General features: G+C 65.2%; 23 protein-coding genes. 12 read left to right on the top strand and 11 right to left on the bottom strand.

Annotated features, from left to right (window positions below):
• Nucleotides 1–419: 419 nt before the first annotated feature.
• The 5 genes from IEG05_RS21110 to IEG05_RS21090 all read right to left on the bottom strand — a co-directional run bounded on the left by IEG05_RS21110 (nt 420) and on the right by IEG05_RS21090 (nt 4,561).
• Entirely contained in the window at nt 420–758 is a 339-nt protein-coding gene (locus IEG05_RS21110; RefSeq protein ID WP_023100523.1) for a DMT family transporter, read from the bottom strand.
• Between the two features lie 81 nt (nt 759–839).
• A complete protein-coding gene (locus IEG05_RS21105) occupies nt 840–1,973 on the bottom strand; it encodes an aminomethyl transferase family protein (protein ID WP_046622162.1) in 1,134 nt (377 codons plus the stop codon).
• A gap of 51 nt (nt 1,974–2,024) precedes the next feature.
• A complete protein-coding gene (locus IEG05_RS21100) occupies nt 2,025–3,050 on the bottom strand; it encodes a heme-dependent oxidative N-demethylase family protein (RefSeq protein WP_045633415.1) in 1,026 nt (341 codons plus the stop codon).
• Between the two features lie 9 nt (nt 3,051–3,059).
• Nucleotides 3,060–4,004, bottom strand: coding sequence for a PDR/VanB family oxidoreductase (locus IEG05_RS21095; protein ID WP_045633416.1), 945 nt, complete (start codon nt 4,002–4,004; stop codon nt 3,060–3,062).
• Nucleotides 4,001–4,561 (bottom strand): dimethylamine monooxygenase subunit DmmA family protein, encoded by a 561-nt coding sequence (locus IEG05_RS21090; protein WP_052742231.1) that lies wholly within the window; start codon nt 4,559–4,561, stop codon nt 4,001–4,003. Before IEG05_RS21090 ends, IEG05_RS21095 begins: the two co-directional genes overlap by 4 nt.
• A gap of 542 nt (nt 4,562–5,103) precedes the next feature.
• On the opposite strand from IEG05_RS21090, the gene IEG05_RS21085 reads away from it, so the two are divergent.
• Nucleotides 5,104–5,826 carry a TorF family putative porin gene (locus IEG05_RS21085; RefSeq protein ID WP_046622168.1) on the top strand — a complete coding sequence of 241 codons (723 nt, stop codon included), beginning with the start codon at nt 5,104–5,106 and terminating at the stop codon, nt 5,824–5,826.
• Between the two features lie 247 nt (nt 5,827–6,073).
• Here the strand turns inward: IEG05_RS21085 and IEG05_RS21080 are convergent, their stop codons facing one another.
• From IEG05_RS21080 to glnT, 5 genes are all read right to left on the bottom strand, one after another.
• Nucleotides 6,074–7,345 (bottom strand): ammonium transporter, encoded by a 1,272-nt coding sequence (locus IEG05_RS21080; protein ID WP_046622187.1) that lies wholly within the window; start codon nt 7,343–7,345, stop codon nt 6,074–6,076.
• 196 nt (nt 7,346–7,541) lie between these two features.
• Entirely contained in the window at nt 7,542–8,864 is a 1,323-nt protein-coding gene (locus IEG05_RS21075) for an FMN-binding glutamate synthase family protein (protein ID WP_023100520.1), read from the bottom strand.
• Between the two features lie 64 nt (nt 8,865–8,928).
• Nucleotides 8,929–9,612, bottom strand: coding sequence for a GltB/FmdC/FwdC-like GXGXG domain-containing protein (locus IEG05_RS21070; RefSeq protein WP_003152101.1), 684 nt, complete (start codon nt 9,610–9,612; stop codon nt 8,929–8,931).
• An 85-nt stretch (nt 9,613–9,697) separates the two neighbouring features.
• On the bottom strand, nt 9,698–10,597 hold the full coding sequence (locus tag IEG05_RS21065) for a class II glutamine amidotransferase (RefSeq protein ID WP_003152103.1): 900 nt from the start codon (nt 10,595–10,597) through the stop codon (nt 9,698–9,700).
• A 97-nt stretch (nt 10,598–10,694) separates the two neighbouring features.
• Nucleotides 10,695–12,029 carry a type III glutamate--ammonia ligase gene (gene glnT, locus IEG05_RS21060; protein WP_023100519.1) on the bottom strand — a complete coding sequence of 445 codons (1,335 nt, stop codon included), beginning with the start codon at nt 12,027–12,029 and terminating at the stop codon, nt 10,695–10,697.
• 251 nt (nt 12,030–12,280) lie between these two features.
• Here glnT and IEG05_RS21055 point away from each other — a divergent pair, with 251 nt between their 5' ends.
• The 11 genes from IEG05_RS21055 to IEG05_RS21000 all read left to right on the top strand — a co-directional run bounded on the left by IEG05_RS21055 (nt 12,281) and on the right by IEG05_RS21000 (nt 25,146).
• Nucleotides 12,281–12,880 (top strand): helix-turn-helix domain-containing protein, encoded by a 600-nt coding sequence (locus IEG05_RS21055; RefSeq protein WP_023100518.1) that lies wholly within the window; start codon nt 12,281–12,283, stop codon nt 12,878–12,880.
• Nucleotides 12,881–13,219: 339 nt separating this feature from the next.
• A complete protein-coding gene (gene purU / locus IEG05_RS21050; RefSeq protein ID WP_003152107.1) occupies nt 13,220–14,080 on the top strand; it encodes a formyltetrahydrofolate deformylase in 861 nt (286 codons plus the stop codon).
• On the top strand, nt 14,077–14,997 hold the full coding sequence (folD, locus tag IEG05_RS21045; protein WP_003152108.1) for a bifunctional methylenetetrahydrofolate dehydrogenase/methenyltetrahydrofolate cyclohydrolase FolD: 921 nt from the start codon (nt 14,077–14,079) through the stop codon (nt 14,995–14,997). Before purU ends, folD begins: the two co-directional genes overlap by 4 nt.
• Complete coding sequence (locus IEG05_RS21040; protein WP_046622173.1) at nt 14,979–16,220, top strand: FAD-dependent oxidoreductase; 1,242 nt, start codon at nt 14,979–14,981, stop codon at nt 16,218–16,220. The genes folD and IEG05_RS21040 overlap by 19 nt, the downstream gene beginning before the upstream one ends.
• Before the next feature lie 10 nt (nt 16,221–16,230).
• Entirely contained in the window at nt 16,231–16,539 is a 309-nt protein-coding gene (locus tag IEG05_RS21035) for a sarcosine oxidase subunit delta (RefSeq protein WP_003152113.1), read from the top strand.
• The gene (locus tag IEG05_RS21030) at nt 16,536–19,442 is read left to right on the top strand and encodes a 2Fe-2S iron-sulfur cluster-binding protein (protein WP_033987466.1); all 2,907 of its coding nucleotides are present in this window, start codon (nt 16,536–16,538) and stop codon (nt 19,440–19,442) included. Before IEG05_RS21035 ends, IEG05_RS21030 begins: the two co-directional genes overlap by 4 nt.
• A 2-nt stretch (nt 19,443–19,444) precedes the next feature.
• Complete coding sequence (locus IEG05_RS21025) at nt 19,445–20,122, top strand: sarcosine oxidase subunit gamma (protein ID WP_080950622.1); 678 nt, start codon at nt 19,445–19,447, stop codon at nt 20,120–20,122.
• Between the two features lie 145 nt (nt 20,123–20,267).
• Entirely contained in the window at nt 20,268–21,137 is an 870-nt protein-coding gene (locus IEG05_RS21020) for an IclR family transcriptional regulator (RefSeq protein ID WP_079384146.1), read from the top strand.
• A 38-nt stretch (nt 21,138–21,175) separates the two neighbouring features.
• Nucleotides 21,176–22,099 carry a formate dehydrogenase accessory sulfurtransferase FdhD gene (gene fdhD, locus IEG05_RS21010; protein ID WP_224742939.1) on the top strand — a complete coding sequence of 308 codons (924 nt, stop codon included), beginning with the start codon at nt 21,176–21,178 and terminating at the stop codon, nt 22,097–22,099.
• Nucleotides 22,096–24,444, top strand: a complete 2,349-nt coding sequence (locus tag IEG05_RS21005) for an FdhF/YdeP family oxidoreductase (RefSeq protein WP_046622176.1) — start codon at nt 22,096–22,098, stop codon at nt 24,442–24,444. Before fdhD ends, IEG05_RS21005 begins: the two co-directional genes overlap by 4 nt.
• Nucleotides 24,445–24,501: 57 nt before the next feature.
• A complete protein-coding gene (locus tag IEG05_RS21000) occupies nt 24,502–25,146 on the top strand; it encodes a DUF305 domain-containing protein (RefSeq protein ID WP_224742938.1) in 645 nt (214 codons plus the stop codon).
• 128 nt (nt 25,147–25,274) lie between these two features.
• On the opposite strand, the gene IEG05_RS20995 is transcribed toward IEG05_RS21000, so the two are convergent.
• On the bottom strand, nt 25,275–25,646 hold the full coding sequence (locus IEG05_RS20995; RefSeq protein ID WP_063540372.1) for a hypothetical protein: 372 nt from the start codon (nt 25,644–25,646) through the stop codon (nt 25,275–25,277).
• Between the last annotated feature and the right edge of the window lie 455 nt (nt 25,647–26,101).

Raw genomic sequence — 26,101 nt, 5'->3', positions numbered from 1 at the left:
GTGGTGCTGAAACCTGTCAAAAAGGCCTGAAGTCAGGCCTTGTGTGGACTCCGTTAGGCCAAAGCGCTTGAAAAAGCGCCAAACCGGACGGGTTGGGGCAGTTGAAGCCGAGTTTTTCAACGGCCTGCTAGTGGCAACAATGATTCACGAGAAACACAGCTACGCCGACCCGCAGCCGAAAAAGCTCAAGCATTGAGGGACGCTGCAAGCTCAAGCTGCAAGCTGCAAGCTGCAAGAAGTGGTCAGCGTGCGGTTTGTAGCTTGCAGTCGGAAGACCCCGACTTCTACTCGGCGGGTTGCACCCGCCCAACCCCGCGAAACACTTTCAACCCCACCAGCCAGGGTCGACCAGCGTAGGGCGGTGCGACCTGACCAAACCAGCGCGGCGGGCTTGCACCCCCCGCGCCTAGCGTACATGCCTACCCTGCCGAAAACACCTTCAACCCCACCACCCCGGCGACGATCAACCCGAGACAGATGACCCGGGCGGCGTTGGCCGGTTCGTCGAAGAAGGCGATGCCCCAGAGCGCGGTGCCCACCGCGCCCATGCCGACCCATACCGCGTAGGCCGTGCCGATCGGCAGCGAGCGCGCGGCCATCGATAGCAGCCAGAGGCTCAGGCTGATGAAGAACACGCAGTACAGCGTCGGCCACAGCCGGGTGAAACCATCGGTCCTGGGAATCACCGCGGCGTAGCAGATCTCGCTCAGCCCGGCGAGGATCAGCAGTCCCCAGCCACCACTCAAGGCACTCATCATCGGTCAGCTCCGGAAGTTTGCAGATCACATGGCAAAACGGGCGCGCATTGCTGCGCGCCCGTTTGCGTTGGTGGCCAAGGTTCAGCCTTTGGCGGTGCGCTTCTTCTTCTCCGGATCGTCGAACGGCAGGGTGTGGGCGATGGCGCGGGCCGTGAGGCTGCCACGCACCTCAAGCGGCGCGCCCTGTTCGGCGTAGGGCACGTCAAGGCGGGCGATGGCCATCGACCTGTTGCTCAGCTTCGAGTACATGGCGCAGGTGATCACGCCCACCTGCCGCCCCTCGGCCCAGAGGGTGTCGCCTTCCGCTGCCGGACGGTCGCTCTCCAGCAGCACGCCGAAGATTTTGAAGCGCTCGCGCCCCTTGAGCCGCGCATGCTCGGCGCCGCCGCGGAACTCGCCCTTGGTCGGTGACACGGTGAAGTCCAGGCCCAGCTCCCAGAGGGTGTCGCCGGCCGGTTGGTCGGCGAAGGGGTACTTCTCCGAATTGTCGTAGGGGAAGAACAGCAGGTAGCTCTCCACCCGCAACCAGTCGAGGGCGGTGAAGGCGCAGGGAATGATGCCCAGCGTCCTGCCCTTCTCCAGGATGCTGTCCCAGAGCAACGGCGCATCGGCGGCCTTGCAGAAGATCTCGTAGCCGCGCTCGCCGGTATAGCCGGTGCGCGAAATCATCACCGAGCAGCCGAACAGCCGCGTCTGCAGATGGTGGAAGTACGGCAGTTCGCGAATCCCCGGCACGTGCTCGGCGAGAAAATCCACCGCCAGCGGCCCCTGCAGCGACAGATCGTGCAGGTCGTCATCGAACAGTACCGCGACCTGGCGCCCCTGCGCGGAACGCACCAGCATCTCGTGGCCGCTGCCGGCGCCATGCACCACCATGAAGGCATTGGGGCCGGTGCGGTAGATCACGCAGTCGTCGACGAACTTGCCGGCCTCGTTGAGCATGGTCGCGTAGGCCGACTTGCCCGGGTAGATCTTCGAGATGTCGCGGCTGGTGGCGTACTCCAGCAGCGACTCGGCATGCGGGCCGACGTAGTGCACCTTCTTCAGCCCAGATACGTCCATCAGCCCGGCCCGCGTCCGGATCGCCTCGTGGGCCTCGCTCAACGAGGTCGCGCCATAGGTCCAGGCGGTGCCCATGCCGTTCCAGTCTTCCAGCGCCGAGCCGAGGGCACGGTGGCGATGCGCGAGGGCTGAAATGCGCCAGGAATTTGCCATGTCTTTTCTCCAGTGGTTAGGCCTGCGCTCAGGCCTGAATGAAAACGTCGGTCAGGCGGCGCAGGCCTGCGGGTCGAACTGGCGCAGCCAGTCCACCACCGTCTGCCGGTAGAGCGTCAGCCCCTTGTAGTCGGCGATCGCCTCCGGCAGGTCGCGCAGCACGCGGTGGAGGCGGCAGGCCCAGGCCGGGTTGCTGGCCAGCTCCTCGAGGCTGATCAGGTAGGTACGGATGCCGAACAGCAGCGCATTGCTGCGCGGCAGCCGCGGCATGAACTGCAGCTCCACCCGTAGATGCACCATTCGGGCGACGTTTTCGGCGGTGACCTGGGCGCGCTCGGCGCCCCATTCGTGGAAGGTTTCCGAGGAGGTATCCAGGCGCGGGTTAACCGTCATGGTCCAGTTCAGGCGACGCACCGGATGGTCGACCTGAATGTTCAGCAGGTATTTCAGCGCCCGCTCGAACACGCCCAGCTGATGCGCCATCGGCACCGGCGAATGCCATTGGGTGAAATTCATGCCGGCGTCGAACTTGATCGACCAGTCCGCCGGGCAGGTGACCATCCCGGCATCCATCCAGAGGTTGCCGTCGCGCTGGTCGAGCAGCGCGAAATCGCCCTGCACTTGGCGGGTGATGTACTCCAGCGGCTCGCAGGGCAGCGTGTCCGGATCGCCAAAGACGAAGCTCTGGCGCAGGTCCAGCGCATGGTTGCTCCAAGTCCAGTGGTTGCCGTCGCGCTCGAGCTCGAACCACTGCGGGTAGTCGGCGGCCAGGTGGGTCATCAGCATCTCAAGGGTGTCCCAGGCCGCCTGCTGCATGTGCGGCATGACCAGGCAGCGATCTGGATCGCGCTCGAGCACCCGCGCCCGTTCGGCCATCTCGGAGCGGTAATGCTCGTCGATATCGAACCAGTGTTCGAACACCGAACCCGGTTCGCGCGGCGTCGCCGGCTCGATGTTCACCGAATACATGTAGCTGTCCTCGGGGAAGGGAAACGGGAAGCGCGCGATGGCCTCGGGGCTGTTGCGGAAGGTGAAGTCGTCGCGATAGGTCTCGACGGGTTTCAGGGTCACAGGCATGGCGGGCTCCTAGAGATCGAGCGTCAGCGCGCTGCCGCAACGGCCGCGCGAAACACAGGGCATGAGGCGGGTGGCTTGTTCGCTGGCGGAGAGGAAATGGTCGCGATGCACCACCTCGCCAGCCACATAGGGCGTTGCGCAGAGGCCGCAGACGCCGCCCCGGCACAGGCTGGGGACTTCCACGCCGTGGGCCTCCAGGGTTTCCAGCAGGCTGGCCTCGGCCGACACCTGCAACTGGCGGCCGCTGCGCTGCAAGGTGGCGACAAAGGGCTCGCCCGGCTCCGCGGTGGCGAAGGCCTCCCAGTGCACGCGACTCTGCGGCCAGCCCAGCGCCGCGGCCTGTTCGCGCACCTCGTCGAGCAGGCGCTGCGGCCCGCAGACATAGACATGAGTGCCGAGCGGCTGGGCGCGTAGCAGCGCGGCGACGTCCAGGCGCTGGCGCTGCGTTGCGTCGTAGCCGTGCAGGCGCTCACCCAGTTGGCCACGCAGCTCGTCCCGGTAGGCGTCGGTCAACCCGGCGCGAAAGGCGTAATGCAGCTCGAAGCTGGCGCCCTGGGCTTGCAGGTCGGCGCTGTAGGCCATGAACGGGGTGATGCCGATGCCCCCGGCGATCAGCAGGTGATGGCGCGCCAGCTTGCTCGGCGCGAACAGGTTGGCCGGCGGCGACAGCTGCAGCTCATCACCCTCAGCGACCTTCTCGTGCAGGTAGCGCGACCCACCACGCGACCGCTCGGCGAGCCGCACGGCGATGCGGTACTGGCGGCAATCGGCCGGGTCACCGAGCAGGGAGTACGCATTCTTCAGCGGGCGCCGCGCGTCAGGCATGTGCACCAGCACATGGCTACCGGGCGAAAAGCCCGGCAGCCTGCCGTGCACGGGCTCGAAGGTGAATTCCCGCACCAGCGGCGTCAGCTGGCGAATCCGCGCGACGCGGACAGCTATCGCTGCGCTCATGGCCGGCCCTCCCCATGTGGCCGCTGCGCATCGAGGCAGACGCCCATGTAGGCACCGAGCCGGCGGGAGAAGTGCTCGCGCACCATCAGATGCACACCGCAGCCGCTGCAGATCACCGTAGTTTCCGTTCCGATGCACTGCTGCGTGGCGCAGTGCACGCAATACAGCTCGCGGGCGCTACCCACCTTGACCCGCTCGATCTCTTCATCCAGCAGGCCGCTCTCGCGTGCCAGGCGGCTGACCTGCCAGAGAAAGCTCTCGTCACCGCAGATATACAGGCGGGTGCCGACGGGCGCTGATGACAACAGGATCAGTAGGCGCACTTCGAGTAGCGCGAACGCACCACAACTGACCTGCTGGCCGGTCCACGCCGCCTCGCCGTGCAGGCTAGCCAGCTCCAGTGGCTGGCCGTCGGCGCTCAGCTGCTCATGCAGACGCGCCGCTTCCGCCAGACTGGCGTTCTGGATCACCAGCAATCGCCTCCCCGCACCCAATAGCGATGGCAGCGCCGGGTAGGCCGGTTTGCTGTACATCGCGACTGCCTCTTCGACACTCATCTCTCAAGCTCCCCTGTGTCTGCGAAGGCGGACGCCAAAGGCTATCGCACCCTCATAAATTTACTATCGAGAACATTTTCTTCTCACAGGGAAAGCACATTGCATGCCACGATTTTTCAAGTTGCTGATGTGGAAGGAGTTACTGGCGGAACAGTGCGCTGTAAGTGGCGACCGACAGGCTGTTCTGCATTTTTACTGCACAAGGTTCGGGCGGCGTGGATCGGAAGGGGGCACTCCTCGCCTGCCCATATGGCGCCCGCCACGCCGCGCAGCCCGCACCGTCACGAGGCACGCGGCCGATGTCCTGTGCGCCCTTTGGCGTCACCCTTCGCGCCAGTGCGCTCCAGAAAAGTGCAGGACCATGCCAGGCGTGCCACGGAGGCTGGCTCCAAGCCCTGAAAAAATTAGCTAAGCCGCTGAAAACAGACGCATTTCTCGAAGTGGCAAGGGATATGCAAAGCCCGTTCAGCTTGCTTCCGAGCTGTTGCCGACTTACCCGCCGGGCTACTGAATTTCCGGCGCCACCATTAGGGAATACCACCATGCTCAAGAAACTGACTCTCGCCACCGCTGCCGCCAGCGCCGTGACCGCCAGCAGCTTCGCCGTCGCCGAAACCCTCTCCAGCCCTGTTGGCGACTTCGACGTCAGCATGAACGTCGGCCTGACCTCGGACTACATCTTCCGTGGCATTTCGCAGACCCAGGGCAACGGCGCGATCCAGGGCGGTCTGGACGTGGCCCATGAAAATGGCCTGTACATTGGCACCTGGGCTTCCAACGTCGACTTCGGCGGTGACGCTTCGGTGGAGTTCGACTACTACCTGGGCTTTGGCAACGACATCACCGAGAACATTTCCTACGACCTGGGCTGGATCAAGTACGACTACCCAGGCGAGAGCGCGCTGAACTTGAGCGAGTACTACGGCAGCCTGAGCGCCTACGGCCTCACGGTCGGTGCGGCCTATTCCGATGACTTCGGCGGCAGCGACACCACCCTCTACTCCTACGTCTACTATGAGTACGCCCTGCCCTACGACGTCGGCCTGGCCCTGCAGTACGGCAAGTACGATTTCAAGGACGCCACCTTCGGCAACGACGATTCCTACAACGACTGGTCCATCGGCCTGAGCAAGACGCTGGTCGGCCTCGACTTCGGCCTGACCTACAGCGACACCAGCCTGAGCGGCAGCGAATGCGCAGGCTTCGTCGGCAAGGACGACTACTGCGACGCGACCTTAGTGGTCTCGGTTTCCAAGACCCTGTAAGCGGGACTGCGGTAGAAAAAGGGGGGCGCCGAATCGGCGCCCCCCTTTTTTGTTCGCGCCTCGCGGCTCCCAGCCTCCGCCTGCGATTGGAGCCGTCTCGTCGGCGACCGGGCTACCGTTGCGCCGCGCCTGGTACTGATCGTGGCGGAAACCCGCGCCGTGCGCGCTTCACTCCGCAGCGGCTCCGTCCATGGGCTACGAAACCGCCAAAGCGCAACGCCGGGCAGAACCCGGCGTTGCGTACCCCCTAGTGGTTGTAGGCCGTCTCGTTGTGCTCGGCGAGGTCCAGGCCTATGTCCTCGGCCTGTTCGTCGACGCGCAGACCGACCAGCTTGTCGACCAGCTTGAGCAGCACCCAACTGACGGCGAAGCAGTAGACGAAGGTGAACAGCACGCTCTTTAGCTGTGCCCAGACTTGCGGAATGATCTCTCTGCCTTCGACGTAGCCGCCCAGCTCCGGCACGCAGAACACGCCGGTGAGGATGGCGCCGACCACGCCGCCGACGCCGTGCAGGCCGAACACATCCAGGCTGTCGTCATAGCCTAGGCGCTGCTTGAGCGAGGTGACTGCGAGGTAGCACAGCACGCCGCTGAGCAGGCCGATGGCCAGCGCACCGCCCGGCCCGACGTAGGCGCAGGCAGGTGTGATGCCGACCAGCCCGGCGATGGCGCCGGACGCCAGGCCCAGGGCACTCGGGCGGCCGGTCTTCAGCAGTTCGACGAGCATCCAGCCGACGATGCCGGCACAGGCGCCCAACTGGGTGTTGAGCATGGTGATGCCGGAGATACCGCCAACCCCGGCCGCGGAGCCGACGTTGAAGCCGAACCAGCCGACCCACAGCAGCGCCGCGCCGGTCATCGCCAGCGGCAGGTTGTGCGGACGGATCTCGTGCGGATAGCCCTTGCGCTTGCCGAGCAGCAGGCAGGCGGCCAGCGCCGCGACGCCGGCGTTGATGTGCACTGCGGTGCCGCCGGCGAAATCGAGGACGCCCCAGTTGTGCATCAGCGCGCCCGGACCGCCCCAGACCATGTGGGCCATCGGCGCGTAGACGAAGGTGAACCACAGCGCCATGAACAGCAGCGCGGCGACGAATTTCATGCGCTCGGCGAAGGCACCGGCGATCAGCGCCGGGGTGATGATGGCAAAGGTCATCTGGAAGGTGATGAACACCCCTTCCGGCATCCCCAGCACCAGGCTGTCGCCATTCAGGCCCGCCAGCATGGCCCGATCGAGGCCGCCGACGAAGCTGTTGAAGCTGAATTCACCCTCGACCATGCCGCTGGTGTCGATCACCAGGCTGTAGCCGTAGAGCACCCAGAGCACGCCGATCACGCCGGCGATGGCGAAGCACTGCGAGAACAGCGAAAGCATGTTCTTGGCGCGCACCAGGCCGCCGTAGAACAGGGCGAGGCCCGGCAGGCACATGCACAGCACCAGCAGCGTGGCGGTCATCATCCAGGCGGTGACGCCGGTATCCAGCGTCGCCTCCTCGGCCAGCGCCAGTGGCGCGAAGGCCATCAGCAGCAGCGGCAGGGCCGCGCGCAGGCGCCGCAGCAGCGGCGAAGCGGGTGCGAGCGAAGCGTGAAGTGTGGTCGTCATGGTGTAGCTCCTCAAACGTCATCGGAATTCGTGAACATCCTGTCGTGCGATGCCCAATCACGGCGGGATAGAACCGTGCAGAGGCGCCGCTACGCGGCCGGCGCCTCCTTGCCGGTCAGAACTGCTGGCCCGGTATCCAGTGGGTCCCGGCCAGCGGCACCCGCGCCATGGCGGCCGATTCCACGGTCAGCGCCACCAGGTCCTCGGGGTCGAGGTTGTGCAGGTGCGACTTGCCACAGGCGCGGGCCATGGTCTGCGCTTCCAGCACCAGCACGCGCAGGTAGTTGGCCAGCCGGCGGCCGCCCTCCACCGGGTCGAGGCGCTTGGAGAGCTCCGGGTCCTGGGTGGTGATGCCGGCCGGGTCGCGGCCGTTCTGCCAGTCGTCGTAGAAGCCGGCGGCCGAGCCGATCTTCTTCAGTTCGTCGTCCAGGCGTGGGTGGTTGTCGCCCAGGGCGATCAGCGCGGCGGTGCCGATGGCCACCGCGTCGGCACCCAGCGCCATGGCCTTGGCCACGTCGGCGCCGGTGCGGATGCCGCCGGAGACGATCAGCTGCACCTTGCGATGCATGTCCATCTCCTGCAGCGCCTGCACCGCCTGCGGGATGGCGCAGAGGATGGGGATGCCGACGTGCTCGATGAACACTTCCTGGGTCGCCGCGGTGCCGCCCTGCATGCCGTCGAGCACGATCACGTCGGCGCCGGCCTTCACCGCCAGCTTGACGTCGTAGTACGGGCGGCTGGCGCCGATCTTCACGTAGATGGGTTTTTCCCAATCGGTGATCTCGCGGATCTCGGCGATCTTGATCGCCAGGTCATCCGGGCCGGTCCAGTCCGGGTGGCGGCAGGCGCTGCGCTGGTCGACGCCGATCGGCAGTGTGCGCATGCCGGCGACGCGCTCGGTCACCTTCATGCCCAGCAGCATGCCGCCGCCGCCCGGCTTGGCGCCCTGCCCCAGCACGATCTCGATGGCATCGGCCTTGCGCAGGTCGTCCGGGTTCATGCCGTAGCGCGACGGCAGGTACTGGTAGACTAGGTGCTGCGACTGGCCGCGCTCTTCCGGGGTCATGCCGCCGTCGCCGGTAGTGGTGCTGGTGCCGGCGATGCTGGCGCCGCGACCGAGGGCTTCCTTGGCCTGCGCCGACAGTGCGCCGAAGCTCATGCCGGCGATGGTGACCGGGATCTTCAGGTGGATCGGCTTCTTGGCGAAGCGGGTGCCGAGCACCACGTCGGTGCCGCACTTCTCGCGGTAGCCTTCCAGCGGGTAGCGCGACATGGAGGCGCCGAGCAGCAGCAGGTCGTCGAAGTGCGGGACCTTGCGCTTGGTGCCGCCGCCGCGGATGTCATAGATGCCGGTTTCCGCGGCGCGCTGGATTTCCTGGATGGTCAGGCGATCGAAGGTGGCGGACTCGCGCAGCACCGGGGGGAATTTCTCGCTCATGGATGTACTCCTTGGCAGGAAGAGGCAGGCGTCAGCTGCACCGCCGCTTCCGGCGAAACGGGGGTCAGTAGGCCGAGGCGTTGTCGACCTTGAAGTTGTAGAGCTGGCGTGCCGAGCCGTAGCGCTTGAAGGCCTTGGGGTCTTCCTTGAAGCCGGCGCGGTTGAGCAGCTCCTGCAGTTCTTCCAGGTGCTCGGCGCGCATCGGCTTCTCGATGCAATCCGAGCCCAGCGACTTCACCGAGCCCTTCACGTAGATGCGCGTCTCGTAGAGCGAATCGCCCAGCGCGTCGCCGGCATCGCCGCAGACCACCAGCCGGCCTGCCTGGCCCATGAAGCAGCTCATGTGGCCGATGCTGCCGCCGACGACGATGTCGATGCCCTTCATGGAGATGCCGCAGCGCGCGCCGGCATCGCCCTCGATCACCAGCAGGCCGCCGTGGGCGGTGGCGCCGGCAGCCTGGGAGGCGCTGCCCTTCACGCGTACAGCACCGGACATCATGTTTTCCGCCACGCCGACGCCGACGTTGCCATGCACGGTGACGGTGGCCTTCTGGTTCATGCCGGCGCAGTAGTAGCCGGCATGCCCCTGGATATCGATGGACAGGGCGGCATTCACGCCGACGGCCAGGTTGTGCTTGCCATCCGGGTGGGTGACCACCCATTCGCGGTCGTCCAGTTGGCTGACTTGCTCATGCAGGGCCTGATTGAGATCGCGCACGGCGGATACGGACAAATCGATGGTTTTCATGGGTTTCAAACTCCGAGGGTCGGGAGTCGTACACAGCCTTCCGTTGCACTTGCAGTGCACATGGCGGGCTGTGGGCGAGCTCGCTTCATGCGCGTTCCCAGATGTACAGGGTGGCCGGCTCCGGCTCCCAGACCCGGGCCTTGTCGATACCGGGCAGACTGGCCAGGGCCTGGTACTCCGAGGCCATGGCCACGTAGTCGTCGGTCTCGGCGAGGATGGCCGGCTTGCAGGCGATGGGGTCGCGGATCACCGCGAAACCGTTGCGGGTGCCGATGGCAAAGGTGAAGAAGCCGTCCAGCTCCTCGAGGGCGTGGTCGAGCGCCTGCTGCAGGCTGTCGCCCTGTTGCAGGCGCCAGGTCAGGTAACCGGCGGCGACCTCGGTATCGTTTTCCGTCTCGAATTCGATGCCGTGGCGGCGCAGTTCCTGGCGCAGGCGGAAGTGGTTGGACAGCGAGCCGTTGTGCACCAGGCAGAGGTCGTCGCCGGTGGTGAAGGGATGGCTGCCTTCCATGGTCACCGCGCTTTCGGTGGCCATGCGGGAGTGCCCGATGATGTGGCTGCCCTTCATCTTCGCCAGGCCGAAGCGTTCGGCGATTTCGCGCGGCAGGCCCATGCCCTTGAGGATCTCGATGCTCTGGCCGGCGCTCATGATGCGCACGCCAGGCGCCAGCTCCCTGAGCGCCGCGCGCACCGCCGATTCCTCCGCGGCGACCTTGAGCACCGCCGCGCTGGCATTGGTGAACCAGTCCAGCGAACAACCCAGGCGCCCTTCCAGCGCGCCCATCAGGCTTTTCCAGTCAAGGCTGGCGTCATTGCTCTGCAGGGTCAGCTTGACCCAGCCCTCCCTGACTTCATCGCCGTAGATGGCAAAGCCTGCGCTGTCCGGACCGCGATCGGTCATCGCCAGCAGCATCGGCTCGAACAGCGCACCGAGCTGGGATTCCAGCGCCGGGTTCTTCAAATAGAGCCCCACGATTCCACACATATAGATGTCCTCACTGCATTCGGGAGGCTGGAGGGTCGAGATCGGCTGCCGCAGACATGCTTCGTCCGGCGTCACCTTCCCCGGCATCCAGCGGCTTTCAGAAAAATTCGGTGTAGCGCTGGATTTCCCAGTCCGAGACGTGCCGGCTGTATTCCACCCACTCCATGCGCTTGAGCTTGAGGAATTCGTCGACGATCTCCGCGCCCAGCACCTCGCGGAACAACGGGTCGGCCTGGAGCGCGTCGCAGGCTTCTTTCAGCGACTGCGGCAGGGTCTGGATGCCGCGCGCGGCGATCCTTTCCAGCCCCAGGTCGTAGAGGTTCTCGTTGCAGGGCGCGCCGGGGTCGAGCTGGCGATCGATGCCATCCAGGCCGGCAGCGATGATCGCGGCCGTGACCAGGTAGGGATTGCAGCCGGCATCCGGCAGCCGGAACTCGATGCGCCCGTAGGGAATGCGCACCATCGCCGAGCGATTGTTGGCACCGTAGGCGACGAACGCCGGCGCCCAGGTCGCACCGGACAGCGAGCGCCCCACCACCAGGCGCTTGTAGGAGTTCACCGTCGGCGCGGCGAAGGCGCAGAGCGCCGGCGCGTGGGCGAGCAGGCCCGCGGCGAAGTGGTAGGCGAGCTTCGACAGGCCCATGCCGCTCGGGTCGCTGGCGTCGTGAAAAAGGTTCTTGTTGCTGGCGCTGCCTATCGACAGGTGGAAGTGCATGCCATTACCGGCACGCTTGGGGTCCGGCTTGGGCATGAAGGAGCAGATCATGCCCAGTTCGTTGGCGATCTCGCCGGCGGCCATGCGGAAGAAGGTGAAGCGGTCCGCCGAGGTCATGGCGTCGCTGTAGGTGTAGTTGATCTCGAACTGGCCGTTGGCGTCCTCGTGGTCGATCTGGTAGATCTCGAAATCCACCGCCTGCAGCGCCTCGGTCAGGCGTTCGAGGAAGACCCGCGAGCGCGACAGGCCCTTGTAGTCGTAGCAGGGCTTGTCCAGGTTATCGCTGGCGTCCACCAGCTGCAGATGGCCCTCGCCATCACGGCGGAACAGGCTGAACTCGGGCTCGAGCCCGGTATTGAGGGTCCAGCCGCGCTCGCTGAGCCGGCGCACCTGCTGCTGCAGCACGTAGCGGCTGTCGTACGGCCAGGGCTTGCCATCCACATGACCGATGCACAGCACGCGGCCGTAACCCGGTTGCCAGGGTACCGGCGTCAGGGTCTGCAAGTCGCCGCGCGCCATGAAGTCCGGTCCGTGGGGCTCCATGCCCATGCCGCAGATGGCGAAACCGGCGAAGCCGGCGCCGACTTCGGCGACCGATTCCAGGCCACACACCGGTACGGACTTCGTCTTGGCCGAACCGTGGATATCGACAAACTGAGCCAGCACATACCTGATGCCGTGCTGATCGATGATTCGTTGGGTTTCACTGGGCAACATCGTCGTTCGCTCCTTGGTATCGCCAACATATTCCGGAAGAGAATTTTTATTTCGCTAAAGGAAATGCAAGCCGCTTGCCAAGATTCGCCTGCGCGCGAAAAGCCGCTGGAACCCGTGTTTCTTCTATATACAGAGGAAAAATGTTTTCATTGGACGAAACCGGCGCCTGCAAAGGCCGAACGGGCTTGGCCCTGACCGCTCACTGATGGTGCGCGCCGATCATTCGAAGCACTGAAATCGCACGGCCTCACATGACCAGATCGACCGACAACGAACCGCGCCTGAAGCTCGAGCAGTACCTAGGCATCCAGCTCAAGCGGCAGCGCCAGGCCCAGGGCCTGAAGATCGCCGATGTCGCACGCATTGCCGGCATCAGCCAGGGCATGCTCAGCAAGATCGAGAACGCCCAGGTCTCCACCAGCCTCGATTCACTCAGCCGCCTCTGCGACGTGCTGGGGATGCCCATGTCCAAGCTGTTCAGCCAGTACGACCAGCAAGGCGGCAGTGCGCTGCTGGTCAAGAAGGGGGAAGGCATGGAAGTGGTGCGACGCGGCACGGAGAAGGGCCACACCTATCACCTGCTCAATCACACCCGCGGCCCGAAGAAGAGCTTCGAGGCGTACATGATCACCATGGATGACGCCAGCGAGGAGTTCCCGACCTTCGCCCATCCCGGCACCGAATTCATCCACCTGCTTGATGGCGAACTCGTCTATCGCCACGGCAACCAGCTCTATCCGATGCAAGCCGGCGACAGCCTGACCTTCGACGGCGAAGTCCCCCACGGCCCGGAGAAACTGGTCCAGGTACCGATTCGCCTGCTTTCGATCATGAATTACGACAAGGAGTAGGAATGGGCTGGAACGCCTGAACCCTACCGGTCGTCGGGCGGGTAACACCCGCTCGACATATCTCAGGACGGCGCCCCGTCGGCGGGTTGCACCCGCCCTGCCTTCCTGGCCCTCCTCGCCTCAAGCCCCGCCGGCCTTCTGCGCTCCCAGAGCCGCACCCGAAAAATTCCTGGTGAGATATTTTTTTTCCTAACGGTATGGACCTGAAGGATCCGTTCGCTTATAAAACCACTCAAGCGAAAGATATATTCCTAGCAGTTAAAAATATTCGCACCTGAACACATTGTTCACCGATGAACATTGCACTTGCCCTCTGCCGCCCCTTCCTGAGGACTCGACATGCAACACGAACAATTCATCATCAAGATCAGCTGCCCGGCCACCTCTGGCATCGTCGCCTCGGTGACGAGCTTTCTGTCCGAACACGGCTGCTACATCAGCGAAATGTCCCAGTTCGATGACGAGCTCAGCGGCCGGTTCTTCATGCGTGCTGTGTTTCGCTTCAACACCGGCCTGGACGGCGACATCGACCTGATTGAGCGCGGCTTCGTCGATGTCGCCGGCAAGTTCGACATGGACTGGGAACTGCACAGCACCGCGCAACCCATGCGCGTCCTGCTGATGGTGAGCAAGTTCGACCACTGCCTGAGCGACCTGCTGTATCGCTACCACAAGGGCGAGATGGATATGCAGATCACCGCCATCGTCTCCAACCACCTCGACCTGCGCCCCATGGCCGAACGCGAGGGCATCCGCTTCATCTACCTGCCGGTCAATCGCGACAACAAGGCGCAGCAGGAAGCCGAGCTGATGAACATCATCGAGGACACCGGCACCGAACTGGTGGTGCTGGCGCGCTACATGCAGATTCTCTCGGACGACCTTTGCAAGAAGCTCGCCGGCCGCGCGATCAACATCCACCATTCCTTCCTGCCCGGCTTCAAGGGTGCCAAGCCCTACCACCAGGCCTTCGACCGCGGGGTCAAGCTGATCGGCGCCACGGCGCACTACGTGACCAGCGACCTGGACGAGGGGCCGATCATCGAGCAGGAGGTCCAGCGCGTCGATCACGCGTACAAGCCGGACGATCTGGTGACCATCGGTCGCGATACCGAGACCGTGGCGCTTTCCAAGGCGGTCAAGTTCCACCTCCAGCACCGCGTATTCCTCAACCACGACAAGACGGTGATCTTCCGGTGAACACTCAGCAAAGCGACAAACTCATCGATGGCAAGGCCGCCGCCGCGCAGGTGATCGAGGAAGTGGCCGCCGAGGTCGCGACGCTCAAGGCCGAAGGCCTGGAGCCTGCCCTGGCGGTGGTGCTGATCGGCGACGACCCGGCCAGCCACGTCTATGTGCGCAACAAGGTGCTGCGCGCCGAGCAGGCCGGTATTCGCTCGCTGGAGTTCCGCATGCAGGCCGACAGCTCCGCCGAGGCCGTGCTGGAGATGATCGCCGGGCTGAACGCCGACCCCAGGGTGCACGGCATCCTGGTGCAGCTGCCGCTGCCGGCGCACATCGACGAACGCCTGGTGCTGCAGGCAATCGACCCGGCCAAGGACGTCGACGGCTTCCACAGCGACAACGTCGGCGGACTCAGCCAGGGCCGTCCGGTGCTGACGCCCTGCACACCAGCCGGCTGCATGCGTCTGCTGCGCGATCGACTCGGTGACCTGGCGGGCAAGCACGCGGTGGTGGTCGGCCGCTCCAACATCGTCGGCAAGCCGATGGCCGCACTGCTGCTGGCGGCCGACTGCTCGGTGACCGTCCTGCATTCGCGCAGCCGCGAGCCACAGGCGCTGAGCCGGCAGGCAGACATCCTTATCGCCGCGGTCGGTCGGCCACGGATGATCGACGCCGCCTGGATCAAGCCCGGCGCCGTGGTGATCGATGTCGGCATCAACCGCATCGAGGAAGACGGCCGAACCCGGCTGGTCGGCGACGTCGATTTCGACAGCGTGCTGCCGCTGGTGTCGGCCATCACCCCGGTACCCGGCGGCGTCGGCCCGATGACCATTGCCCTGCTCATGCAGAACACCGTCACTGCTGCGCGCCAGCAGCGCAAACAGGCGGCCGCACGGTCCGCCGAGGAGTCGACATGCCTTTCAACCTGCTGAAATACGGGCTGTCCTCCGAGTACCCGGCGGAGGTCGACCTGCCGCCGCCGACGGAGCTGAAGCCGGCCTACGACGTGGTGATCATCGGCGGTGGCGGCCACGGCCTGGCCACCGCCTATTACCTGGCCCGCTACCACGGGGTGGCCAACGTCGCGGTGCTGGAGAAGTCCTACCTGGGCGGCGGCAACACCGCGCGCAACACCGCGGTCATTCGCTCCAACTACCTCACCAGCGAGGGCGTGAAGTTCTACGCCGAGTCGGTGCGGCTGTTCCAGGGCCTTTCCAACGAATTCGACTTCAACATCATGTATTCCGAGCGTGGCCAGCTGACCCTGGCCCACACGGACTCCACGGTGCGTGCCTTCCGCCAGCGTGCCGAGGTCAACAAGCACTTCGGCGGGCGCACCGAGATGATCGATCGCCAGCAGATCCGCGAGCTGGTGCCGACGCTCAATCTCGACCCCGGCCACCTTCCGGTACTCGCCGGCCTCTGGCACATGGACGGCGCCACCGCGCGGCACGACGCGGTGGCCTGGGGCTACGCCAAACAAGCCGCCAAGCGCGGGGTGGAGATCCACCCGCTTACCGAGGTGCAGGATTTCGTCGTGGAGAACGGCCGGGTGACCGCGGTGAAGACCAACCGCGGCACGATCAAGTGCGGCTGCGTGGTGCAGGCCATCGCCGGCCACAGCTCGCTGCTGCTGAACAAGCTGGGCATCCGCGCGCCGATCCACAGCTACCCGCTGCAGGCCATGGTGACCCAGCCGTTCAAGCCCTTCCTCGATCCGCTGGTGAGCTCGTCCGCCCTGCATTGCTACGTGCAGCAGACCGGCCGCGGCGAGGTGGTGATCGGTGGCGGCTCCGACCCCTACCCGCTCTACAACACCCGCTCGACCTTGGAGCTCAAGGAAGGTCTGCTGGCGCACGCCATCGAGATGTTCCCCTTCCTCGCCAACGCCAAGCTGATGCGTCAGTGGGCCGGCATCACCGACATGACCCCCGACTACAGCCCGATCATGGGTCTGTCGCCGATCGACAACTACTACCTGGACGCTGGCTGGGGCACCTGGGGCTTCAAGTCCACGCCGATCTGCGGCAAGACCATGGCCGAACTGGTCGCCAACGGCGGCAAGGTGCCCGAGCTGATCGCGCCGTTCAGCCTCGCCCGCTTCTCGCGCTTCCAGCAGGTCAACGAGATGGGCGCCACCGCCGCCAGCCATTGAGGACATCCCGATGAAGATCATGCCCTGCCCGCTCAACGGGCCACGCAACATCAGCGAATTCACCTATGGCGGCGAACTTAAGGCCATGCCCGATCAGAACACCTGCTCCGATGAAGAATGGGCCGACTATGTGTTCAACAAGGAGAACCGCGCCGGCGTGGTCATCGAGTGGTGGATGCACAACGCCTCCAGCTACTGGTTCCTCGCCGAGCGCCACACGGTGAGCGACGAAATCCTCCGCACCTTCGACCCGAAGGAACTCTTCACCCGCCGCGTTGAGTTCAGCGCCGCCCCGGCCAGACAGGAGGTCAACGCATGACGGCCTTCAATCGCCTACCCGCCCCGCTGGGCCTGCTGATCGACCGCGGGCAGCCGGTCAGCTTCAGCTTCGATGGCCAGACCTACCAAGGCCTCAAGGGCGACAGCATCGCCAGCGCTCTGCTCGCCAACGGCCGCTGGCTGCTCTCGCGCTCGTTCAAGTATCACCGCCCGCGCGGCCCGCTGACCCTCGCCGGCCAGGATGCCAACACCCTGGTGCAACTGCCCCACGAGCCGAACGTGCTGGCCGACATGGAGCCGCTTGCGGCCGGCCAGCAGGTCACCGCGCAGAACGTCTCGGGCAGCCTGGACAACGACCGTGATGCGTACCTCGGCAGGTTTTCCCGGTTCATGCCGGTGGGTTTCTACTACCGCAGCTTCTACAAGCCCAAGGGCATCTGGAATCGCTGGGAGCCCTTGATCCGCAAGAAGGCCGGTCTCGGCGTGCTCGACGTGAACTTCCAGCCCGAGTACTACGACAAGGCGTTCCTGTTCCCCGATCTTGCCGTGGTCGGTGCCGGCCCGGCCGGCCTGGAAGCGGCGCTGAGCGCCGCCGACGCCGGTGCCAAGGTGCTATTGATCGAACAGCAGGCGTATCTGGGCGGCGCCCTGGCCTGGGGTCGTTTTGATGTGGACGGCAAGCGCGCCGAAAGCCTGCGGCAGAAGCTGGTCAGCGCCGTAGAGAGCCATCCGAACATCCAGATCATGCTGGAGGCCACCTGCAATGCCTGGTTTACCGAGCACTACCTGCCGGTGATTCAGGGCAAGCGCCTGTACAAGGTGCGCGCCAGGCAATGCATCGTCGCCGCTGGCGCGTTCGACCAGCCGGTGGTGTTTCGCAACAACGACCTGCCAGGGATCATGCTCACCAGCGCCGCCCAGCGCCTGATCAAGCTCTACGCGGTCCAGCCGGGCCACCGCGGCGTGGTGCTCACTGGCAACGACGACGGCTACCTGGCCGCCCTCGACCTGATCGAGGCCGGCGTGCAGGTCGCCGCACTGGTGGACATGCGCCCGCAGCCCAGCGACAGCAGCCTGCTTGCTGCGGTGCAGGCGCAAGGCATTCGATGCGAGCTGAACAGCACGGTGTACGAGGCGCTGCACACCAGGGGCATGCGCCACGTCAGCGGGGTGGACATCCGCCGCATCGTCGGCAAGGGCCGGGTGGCCGAAAAAAGCCTTCAGCTCGACTGCGACCTCGTCTGCATGTCCGCCGGCTACATGCCGGTCTACCAGTTGCTCTGCCAGGCCGGCGGCAAGCTGGCCTACGACGATAGCCGCGCCACCTTCACCCTGAGCGGCCTGCCCGCCGGGCTACAGGCCGCCGGCTCGGTCAACGGCCGCCACAGCCTCGACAACCTGCTGCTCGAAGCCCGGGAGGCTGCGACCAGGGCCTGCACCGCCCTGGGCCTGAACCCGCCAACGGTGACCGGCAGCCCGCTCGCCGAGGTATCGCCGAACTTTCCCTGGCCGATCTTTGCTCATCCCAAGGGCAAGGAATTCGTCGACTTCGACGAAGACCTGCAGGTGCGTGACATCGTCAACGCCACCCGCCACGGCTATCGCGACGTGCAACTGGTCAAACGCTTTTCCACCGTCGGCATGGGTCCGTCCCAGGGCCGCCATTCGGCGCTGCCCACCGCGCGCCTGGTGGCCGAAGCCACCGGGCGCAGCGTCAGCGAGACCGGCGTGACCACCGCACGGCCGCCATTCGTGGCCGAGAAGCTCGCCCACGTCGCCGGCCGCGGTTTCGATCCCTACCGGCAGACGCCGATGCACCACCGCCACCTGGAGCTGGGCGCCAAGATGATGCCTGCCGGTGTCTGGCAGCGCCCCGCCTATTACGGCAAGCCCGAGGAGCGCGACGCCTGCATGCAGGCCGAGGCGCGCCACGTGCGCGAGCAGGTCGGCCTGATCGACGTCTCCACCCTCGGCGGGCTGGACGTGCGCGGCCCGGATGCCGCCGAGTTGCTCAACCGCCTGTACACCTTCGCCTTTCTCAAGCAGCCGGTCGGTCGCTCGCGCTACGCGCTGATGACCGACGAGCAAGGCGTGGTGATCGATGACGGCGTCTGCGCGCGCTTCGCCGACGACCATTTCTACGTCACCGCTACCACCAGCGGGGTCGATCGCATCTACCAGCAGATGCTCAAGTGGAACGCCCAATGGCGGCTGAACGTGGACGTCACCAACGTCACCGCCGCGCTGGCGGCTGTGAACCTGGCCGGCCCGCTGTCCCGGCAGGTGCTGCGCAAGGTCTGTCATGACGTCGACCTGTCCGCCGACGCCTTCCCCTATCTCGGCGTGCGCCTGGGCACCGTGCTCGGCATCCCCGCCCGGCTGATGCGCGTCGGCTTCGTCGGCGAGTTGGGCTACGAGATTCACGTCCCGGCGCGCTACGGCGAGTACCTCTGGGATTCGCTGATGCAGGCCGGCGAGAAGGACGGCATCCGCCCGTTCGGCGTCGAGACCCAGCGCCTGCTGCGTCTGGAAAAGGGCCACGTGATCATCAGCCAGGACACCGACGGCATGACCACCCCGGCCGAGATCGACATGACCTGGGCCATCGCCCGCAGCAAGCCGTTCTTCGTCGGCAAACGCTCGGTGGAGATTCTGGAAAAGCAGCCGCTGCGCCGCAAGCTGGTCGGCTTCACCCTGCCCAAGGGCGCCAGCCAGCCACTGGAAGGGCATCTGGTGCTGAACGGGCCGGACATCTCCGGCAACGTCACCTCCTGTGAATACAGCCAGACCCTCGGCCAGATCATCGGCCTGGCCTATGCCGGCGCGCACCAGGCCGAGCCCGGCAGTCTCATTCCCATTCGCGTCGAAGGCGGCGAAGTGGTCCAGGCGACCGTCGTCAAGCTGCCGTTCTTCGATCCCCAGAACCAACGTCAGGAGCTGTAAGCATGCAGGCACTCGATCCCCAGCATTTCACGGAACGCAGTCCGCTCTACCGCAAGCATGCCGGCGCCTGTTTCGGTCAGCTCGGCGACAGCGCGATCGTTGCCAGCTACGGCGGCGACGAAACCGCCCAGGCCGAGCGCTGCGGCCTGGTCGACCTCACCAACCTGGCACGGGTGGGCTTTCGCGGGGCAGAAGCTGCCGCCTGGCTGGAGCGTTGCGGCTTCAGCCTGCCGTCCGCACCCAACCGGGTCGTCACCCAGGCCGACGGCAGCCATGTGGCGCGGCTGTCGCAGACCGAGTACCTGCTGCTCGGCAGCCTGACGGACGCCGGCAAGCGCGTCGCGCGTGCGGAAGCCGACTGGACCTTCGGCACCAGCGCCGTTTACCTGCTGCCGCGCCAGGACAGCCATGCCTGGCTGCTGCAGACTGGAGCGCACGTCGCCGAGGTGATGGCCAAGCTCTGCGGCGTCGACCTGCGTGCCGAAGCCTTTGCGCGCGGTGCGGTGGCGCAAACCTCGGCGGCGCGGATCAACGTGCTGGTGCTCAACACCGGCAGCTGCGCTCTGCCCGGCTTCCATATCCTCTGCGACCGTGCCTCGGCGAGCTATCTCTGGGACGCGCTGCTCGACGCCATGGCCGAGTTCGGTGGCAAGCCGGTAGGCATGGACGCCCTGGCATGAAGCAGCTGTCGCCGGGCGGGCCATGGCCAAGCTCGTTCGCCCGGCGACCGTACCCAGCGGCAGCAAGCGCCGTATTGATCACCCAAGCCAACCGGCCCGAGGAACCCATCTGCCGTCCATCTCACAGCCATCACACGGAGGTCCCATGACAGCCGGAAACGCCGAGTTACCGGAAAACGACTATTGGGTGCCTGCGCTGCAACGCGGCCTGCGCATCCTCGAAATGTTCGATGGCGTGCAGCGCACCCTCGGCTCCAACGAAATCGCCGCCCGCCTCGGCGTCAGCGTTTCAGCGATCTACCGGATCCTTTTCACGCTTTCGGAGATGGGCTACCTGCGCAAGATCGACCGCAACACCTACGAACTGGGCACCCAGCTGATCAGCAACGGCTTCAGCTATCTCGCCAGTCGCGATATCGTCGATGTCGCCATGCCGCTGCTGAACACCCTGCGTGACAAGACCTCCCTGTCCTGCCACCTGGCCATCCGCGAGCAGACCGAATCGCTGTACCTTTACCGCGCCTTCGCCGCCCAGCGCCTGTCGGTGAACATCCCCATCGGCACGCGCATCCCCTGCCACTGCACGGCGATGGGCCGCATCCTGCTCAGCGAACTGCCCGCTGACACCCTGGATCAGCTCTACCAGCGCGTGCGCCTGGACGACTATCCACCACCCGCGCCCAAATCCCTGCCGGAACTGGCGCAGTTGCTTGGCGAAGACCGCGAGCGCGGCTGGGTCCTGCATCGGTCGGACTACTCCACCGCCATTGCCTCCGCGGTGCGCGACCATACCGGCAGCATCGTCGCGGCGATCAACCTCTCGGGTCCCGAGGCAGTCCTGGACAACGAAGCGGTGCGATCACAGTGCTTGCAGTTGCTTCTGCATACAGCAGGCGAGATTTCCACGCAGCTTGGCAGTGGTTATGGTGACGGCCTTGCGGTTCAGAACGCTAGGAGCGTTAGCGAAACGAGGCCATGCGCGCCGAAGTCGGCTTTCCCCTGGAGACGAGACTGATTCGGCCTTTGAACAAACCTTGTGCTGGATGTCGGCAAATGGATTTTAAGCAGCTGGAATTCCTGGTGGCGCTCGACGAAACGCGGCATTTCAGCCAGGCGGCGGCGCGCCGCCACGTTAGCCAGCCGACCCTGTCGATGCGCCTGCGCAGCCTGGACCGCTACGCCACTCTGAACACCACCGATCCCGCCGAACCGCACGACGCACGCGCTGCGCTGTTGGCCGAGGAATGCGCGCTGGCCATCAGCTACAACGGTCTGAACCACGCCGTGATGATGGTGACGCCGCAGGATCTGGAGGAGTTCGTCGTCGGCTTCAGTGTCGCTGGCGGGCTGATCGAGCGGCTCGATGACCTGCGTGACCTGCGCCTGCTCGGCGACGGCAGCGCCCGCCGCGCGGAGGTGCAGGTCAGCCCGCGGGCGTTCTGGTCACTCAAGCAGCAGCGTCGCCAGCTCGTCGGCACCAGCGGCTGCGGGCTCTGCGGGGTGGATGCGCTCGATCAGGCACTGCCGCGGCTGGTGCCGCTGCAGCCGGCAGCACTGCCGCCCGAAGGACATTTCCATGAGCTGCGCCAGCGCATCGCCAGCGCCCAGGTGCTGGCTCACGACAGCGGTGCGCTGCACGCGGCGCTGTATGTCGACGGCAACGGAGAGATCGCCCTCTGCCGTGAGGACATCGGCCGGCATAACGCGCTGGACAAGCTGATCGGCGCGCTGACGCTGCAACGCCGCAGGCCGAGCGAAGGCTTCGTCGTGGTCACCAGCCGCTGCAGCCTGGAACTGATCCACAAGGCCGTGCGCGCCCGCATCGGCACGCTGGTCAGTCTCTCGGCACCGACCCAGCTCACCGTGCAGTGGGCGCGCCAGCACCACCTCAACCTCATTCATCTGCCCCACCACAGCGCGCCGCGGGTCTACAGCCCCGCTCCCGCTCTGCCCGACCAGAACGGATGCCACCCATGAGCCGCACGTCCCGCTTCCATCCCGCCACCCGCTTCCAGCCCTACGCCAGCCCGGCTGGTGGCTGGGGCGCCCTGCGCAGCGTGGCCAGCGCCTGGCTCGACAGCGGCAATGCGCTGAAGAACATCCGCGCCATGCTCAAGACCAACCAGAACGGCGGCTTCGACTGCCCCGGCTGCGCCTGGGGCGATTCGCCGGAGGCCGGCGCGGTGAAGTTCTGCGAGAACGGCGCCAAGGCGGTGAACTGGGAAGCCACGCGCCGCCGCGTGGATGCAGCCTTTTTCGCCCGCCACAGCGTCAGCCAGTTGCGCGAGCAGAGCGATTACTGGCTCGAATACCAGGGCCGCCTGAGTGAACCGGTCCGTTACGACGCCCCCAGCGACCGCTATCGGCCGATCAGCTGGGACGATGCCTTTGCGCTGATCGCACGACACTTGAACGGCCTGGACAACCCGCACCAGGCAGCCTTCTACACATCCGGTCGGGCCAGCAACGAAGCGGCCTATCTCTACCAGCTATTCGGCCGCAGCTTCGGCACCAACAATTTTCCCGACTGCTCGAACATGTGCCACGAGGCCAGCGGCGTCGCCCTGACCGAGTCCATCGGCGTCGGCAAGGGCACGGTAACGCTGGAAGATTTCGACCACGCCGATGCGATCTTCGTACTTGGCCAGAACCCCGGCACCAACCACCCACGCATGCTCGAACCGCTGCGCCAGGCGCTGGAGCGCGGTGCCCAGGTGGTCTGTTTCAATCCACTGCGCGAACGCGGCCTGGAACGATTCCAGCATCCGCAGAAGCCCATCGAGATGCTCGCCAACCAGGACGCGCCAACCCACAGCCTCTACCTGCGCCCCAACCTTGGCGGCGATCTGGCCATACTGCGCGGCATCGCCAAGTACCTGCTGCAATGGGAACGCGAAGCGCTGGGGAGCGGCGGACCGGCGGTGTTCGATCGCGACTTCATCGCCGAGCACACCCATGCCGTCGATGCCTATCTGGAGGCGATCGATGCCACGCCGTGGGCGCAGATCGAGCAGCAGTCCGGGCTCGAACGCGACGCGATCGGCCAGGCCGCCGCGATCTACCGCGACGCCGGGCGGACCATCGTCTGCTGGGCCATGGGTATCACCCAGCACCATCATTCGGTGGCGACCATCCAGGAGATCGCCAACCTCTTGCTGCTGCGCGGCAACCTCGGCAAGCCTGGGGCCGGTGCCTGCCCGGTGCGCGGCCACAGCAACGTGCAGGGTGATCGCACCATGGGCATCAATGAGCGGCCGCCGCTTGCGCTGCTCGATGCACTGCAGCGCCAGTTCGGCCTGCCGATGCCGCGCCAGCCAGGGCACAACACGGTGAAGTGCATCCAGGCCATGCTGGCCGGCGAGGTGAAGGTGTTCATCGGCCTGGGCGGCAACTTCGCCCAGGCCACGCCGGACAGCCCGCGCACGCAGCAAGCGCTACGCAACTGCGCGCTGACCGTACAGATCAGCACCAAGCTCAACCGCAGCCACCTGACCATGGGCCGCGACGCGCTGATCCTGCCCTGCCTCGGCCGCACCGACATCGACCGCCAGTCCTGCGGCCCGCAGGCGGTTACCGTGGAGGACTCGTTCAGCATGATCCACGCCTCCCGGGGCCAGCTGGAGCCGCTGTCGACGCAGATGCGTTCGGAGCCGGCCATCGTCGCCGGTATCGCCGCCGCCACGCTGGGCAAGCGCCCGGTGGACTGGCTCTGGCTGGTGGAGGACTACGCACGAATCCGCGAGCTGATCGCGGCGACCATCCCGGGTTTCGCCGGCTTCGACCACCGCCTGCATCGCCCTGGCGGTTTCTATCTGGGCAACGCGGCCGCGCGCCGGGAATGGAACACCGCCAGCGGCCGCGCCGAGTTCAAGGCGCATGCGCTGCCGGCCGACCTGTTGCCCGAGCAGGCCCGCTGGCCGGGCATGAAGGCCGATTTGATCCTGCAGACACTACGCTCCCACGACCAGTACAACACCACGCTATACGGCCTGGACGACCGCTACCGCGGCGTCAAGGGGATGCGCAAGGTGGTGTTCGTCAATCCGGCCGACATCCAGCGGCTGGGCCTGGAAGCCGGCCAGCAGGTCGATCTGGTTTCGCTATGGGACGACGGCATCGAACGGCGCGTAAGCGGCTTCACCCTGCTCGCCTACGACACGCCGCCGGGTCAGGCTGCCGCCTACTACCCGGAAACCAACCCGCTGGTGCCACTGGAAAGCTTCGGCGCGCGCAGCTATACGCCGACGTCGAAGTCGGTCGGTATCAAGTTAGAACCGTCAGTCGGAAGAAATAACCAGATCGCTCTAGGTAGCTGCAGTTGAAGTCACTTCCTTGGGTAAACCGCTCGGCGGGCTTATCGCCTGACAGCACTCTCGCCCATGAGCACTGAGAAACGTTGCGCATCGAACATAGATTCAAGAAAACCTGGCGAACGCAGCGGAATTGAAGCGTCAGCAGATGAAGTCCTGGTGGTCACCTCCCGTTATCAGGGGGCGGGTATAGACTCGCTCCGAGTTCTCACGGAGATCGTGATGTCCACTTCGCACGGAAAGCACGAGAACGCCCAGCCGCAACATCAGGGCCACTATGGCCGTTTGCTGTTGATGATGGCGCTCTCCTTCTTGGCCATGTACGCCTTGATGTATTCCATGGTCGATCAGTGGGCCAATGTCTACAACAACATCAATCAGTTCTACATGGCAGGCCTGATGGCCTCTCCCATGCTGCTCATTGAGTTGTGGCTCATGTCCGGAATGTACCCGGATCGTCGGCGAAACCTGATCCTTGCCGGCGCGGCGGTGGTATTCATGCTGTTCTGTTGGTGGGGCATTCGCAGCCAGGCTGCCGTCACAGACCGGCAGTTCATACGCTCCATGATTCCGCATCACGCGGGAGCGATCCTGATGTGTGAGGAGAACCGCCTCAAGGATCCCGAACTGGCCAAGCTACGCCAGGACATCATTGCCTCCCAAACGCAGGATATCGCTCAGATGAAGCAGTTGCTCTCAGAGCGTTCCCGTTAACGCTGCTTCGCCTTCATCTTCGCCTTGGCGCCAGCCATGCTCCTTCCAAGGTTGGCGTCTATGGAGCAAAAATACCCCGCTCCCGTCGATCGGTGGAGCGGGGTATTTGACGTCTAACCGTCTCGCTGTTATTTCGCTGCCGCCTCAGCTTCATGGAGCTTTGCAAGCGCCTCGTACTCTGCGGCGGTCTCTTCCTGGAGCTTGGTCAGCCGGTCACAGTGCCGTGCCATCGACTGCCCCGTGGCAGCTCCAGACTTGAAGTTCTGGTGGTCGTGCCGATAGGTGTTGCGCATCGCCTTGTGCTTCTCGGCTTCAGCCAGCGCGTCGCCGGCCAGCGTGCGGTAGTACGCGGCGATGGCCAGATGATTCTCCGGCTTGTCCGCCATATCGTTGAGCAGCTTCACGATCGGTTCTTCGGTGGGCTGCTGCGCGTAGACCGGAACGGCTACTGCGAACATCGCACACAACAAAATGACCCACGACGCTTTGATGGATTTCATGACAATCTCCTGGTGGCTGAGGGGAGGAACGCCCGATATCATCCTAGGAAGGGCCTGCTTACAGCTGAATGACCCAGTCATTACATTTGCGTAATCATCTTGTCACTTCTTGAACGCGAACAGAGTGGCATCCGAAGTGGCACTTTCTTCCGGTAGGACCTTCCTCCAGTGCCGGCGTCGTATTACGAGGAGATTGCGGCATCGTAATGTCGGGGTCATGCCATCGACAGCTTGCCGCACGTACGGTGGACGAACGAACCGACCACGCACGCGGGTCGGTTTCTTCGTGAGCGCGTTGCGCTCATCGGTTCCCGAGGGGAACCGCCGCCTACTTATCGGAGGTTGTCATGAAGCAGCACTATCGTCGGCCGTCACTTGTCATGGTCTGCATCCTGGGTGTCGCGCTCGCTGGCGCGGCACTGGCTGATGATGACATGCACAAGAAGGATGCCATG

The organism is Stutzerimonas kunmingensis (genome assembly GCF_014764705.1).
Taxonomy (GTDB): Bacteria; Pseudomonadota; Gammaproteobacteria; order Pseudomonadales; family Pseudomonadaceae; genus Stutzerimonas.
The sequence above is the reverse complement of the archived record's forward strand: the minus strand, read 5'-3'. Positions and strand labels throughout refer to the sequence as shown.

Excerpts from the sequence above, each read along its gene's own strand:
- IEG05_RS21095 (WP_045633416.1), bottom strand. The coding sequence starts at position 4,004 with ATGAGCGCAGCGATAGCTGTCCGCGTCGCGCGGATTCGCCAGCTGACG.
- IEG05_RS21000 (WP_224742938.1), top strand. The coding sequence starts at position 24,502 with ATGAGCACTGAGAAACGTTGCGCATCGAACATAGATTCAAGAAAACCT.
- IEG05_RS21075 (WP_023100520.1), bottom strand. The coding sequence starts at position 8,864 with ATGAGCGAGAAATTCCCCCCGGTGCTGCGCGAGTCCGCCACCTTCGAT.
- IEG05_RS21105 (WP_046622162.1), bottom strand. The coding sequence starts at position 1,973 with ATGGCAAATTCCTGGCGCATTTCAGCCCTCGCGCATCGCCACCGTGCC.
- purU (WP_003152107.1), top strand. The coding sequence starts at position 13,220 with ATGCAACACGAACAATTCATCATCAAGATCAGCTGCCCGGCCACCTCT.
- IEG05_RS21080 (WP_046622187.1), bottom strand. The coding sequence starts at position 7,345 with ATGGCCTTCGCGCCACTGGCGCTGGCCGAGGAGGCGACGCTGGATACC.
- IEG05_RS21090 (WP_052742231.1), bottom strand. The coding sequence starts at position 4,561 with ATGAGTGTCGAAGAGGCAGTCGCGATGTACAGCAAACCGGCCTACCCG.
- glnT (WP_023100519.1), bottom strand. The coding sequence starts at position 12,029 with ATGTTGCCCAGTGAAACCCAACGAATCATCGATCAGCACGGCATCAGG.
- IEG05_RS21040 (WP_046622173.1), top strand. The coding sequence starts at position 14,979 with ATGCCTTTCAACCTGCTGAAATACGGGCTGTCCTCCGAGTACCCGGCG.
- IEG05_RS21025 (WP_080950622.1), top strand. The coding sequence starts at position 19,445 with ATGCAGGCACTCGATCCCCAGCATTTCACGGAACGCAGTCCGCTCTAC.
- IEG05_RS21085 (WP_046622168.1), top strand. The coding sequence starts at position 5,104 with ATGCTCAAGAAACTGACTCTCGCCACCGCTGCCGCCAGCGCCGTGACC.
- IEG05_RS21020 (WP_079384146.1), top strand. The coding sequence starts at position 20,268 with ATGACAGCCGGAAACGCCGAGTTACCGGAAAACGACTATTGGGTGCCT.
- IEG05_RS20995 (WP_063540372.1), bottom strand. The coding sequence starts at position 25,646 with ATGAAATCCATCAAAGCGTCGTGGGTCATTTTGTTGTGTGCGATGTTC.
- IEG05_RS21035 (WP_003152113.1), top strand. The coding sequence starts at position 16,231 with ATGAAGATCATGCCCTGCCCGCTCAACGGGCCACGCAACATCAGCGAA.
- IEG05_RS21030 (WP_033987466.1), top strand. The coding sequence starts at position 16,536 with ATGACGGCCTTCAATCGCCTACCCGCCCCGCTGGGCCTGCTGATCGAC.
- IEG05_RS21070 (WP_003152101.1), bottom strand. The coding sequence starts at position 9,612 with ATGAAAACCATCGATTTGTCCGTATCCGCCGTGCGCGATCTCAATCAG.
- IEG05_RS21065 (WP_003152103.1), bottom strand. The coding sequence starts at position 10,597 with ATGTGTGGAATCGTGGGGCTCTATTTGAAGAACCCGGCGCTGGAATCC.
- fdhD (WP_224742939.1), top strand. The coding sequence starts at position 21,176 with ATGGATTTTAAGCAGCTGGAATTCCTGGTGGCGCTCGACGAAACGCGG.
- IEG05_RS21100 (WP_045633415.1), bottom strand. The coding sequence starts at position 3,050 with ATGCCTGTGACCCTGAAACCCGTCGAGACCTATCGCGACGACTTCACC.
- IEG05_RS21110 (WP_023100523.1), bottom strand. The coding sequence starts at position 758 with ATGATGAGTGCCTTGAGTGGTGGCTGGGGACTGCTGATCCTCGCCGGG.
- IEG05_RS21005 (WP_046622176.1), top strand. The coding sequence starts at position 22,096 with ATGAGCCGCACGTCCCGCTTCCATCCCGCCACCCGCTTCCAGCCCTAC.
- IEG05_RS21055 (WP_023100518.1), top strand. The coding sequence starts at position 12,281 with ATGACCAGATCGACCGACAACGAACCGCGCCTGAAGCTCGAGCAGTAC.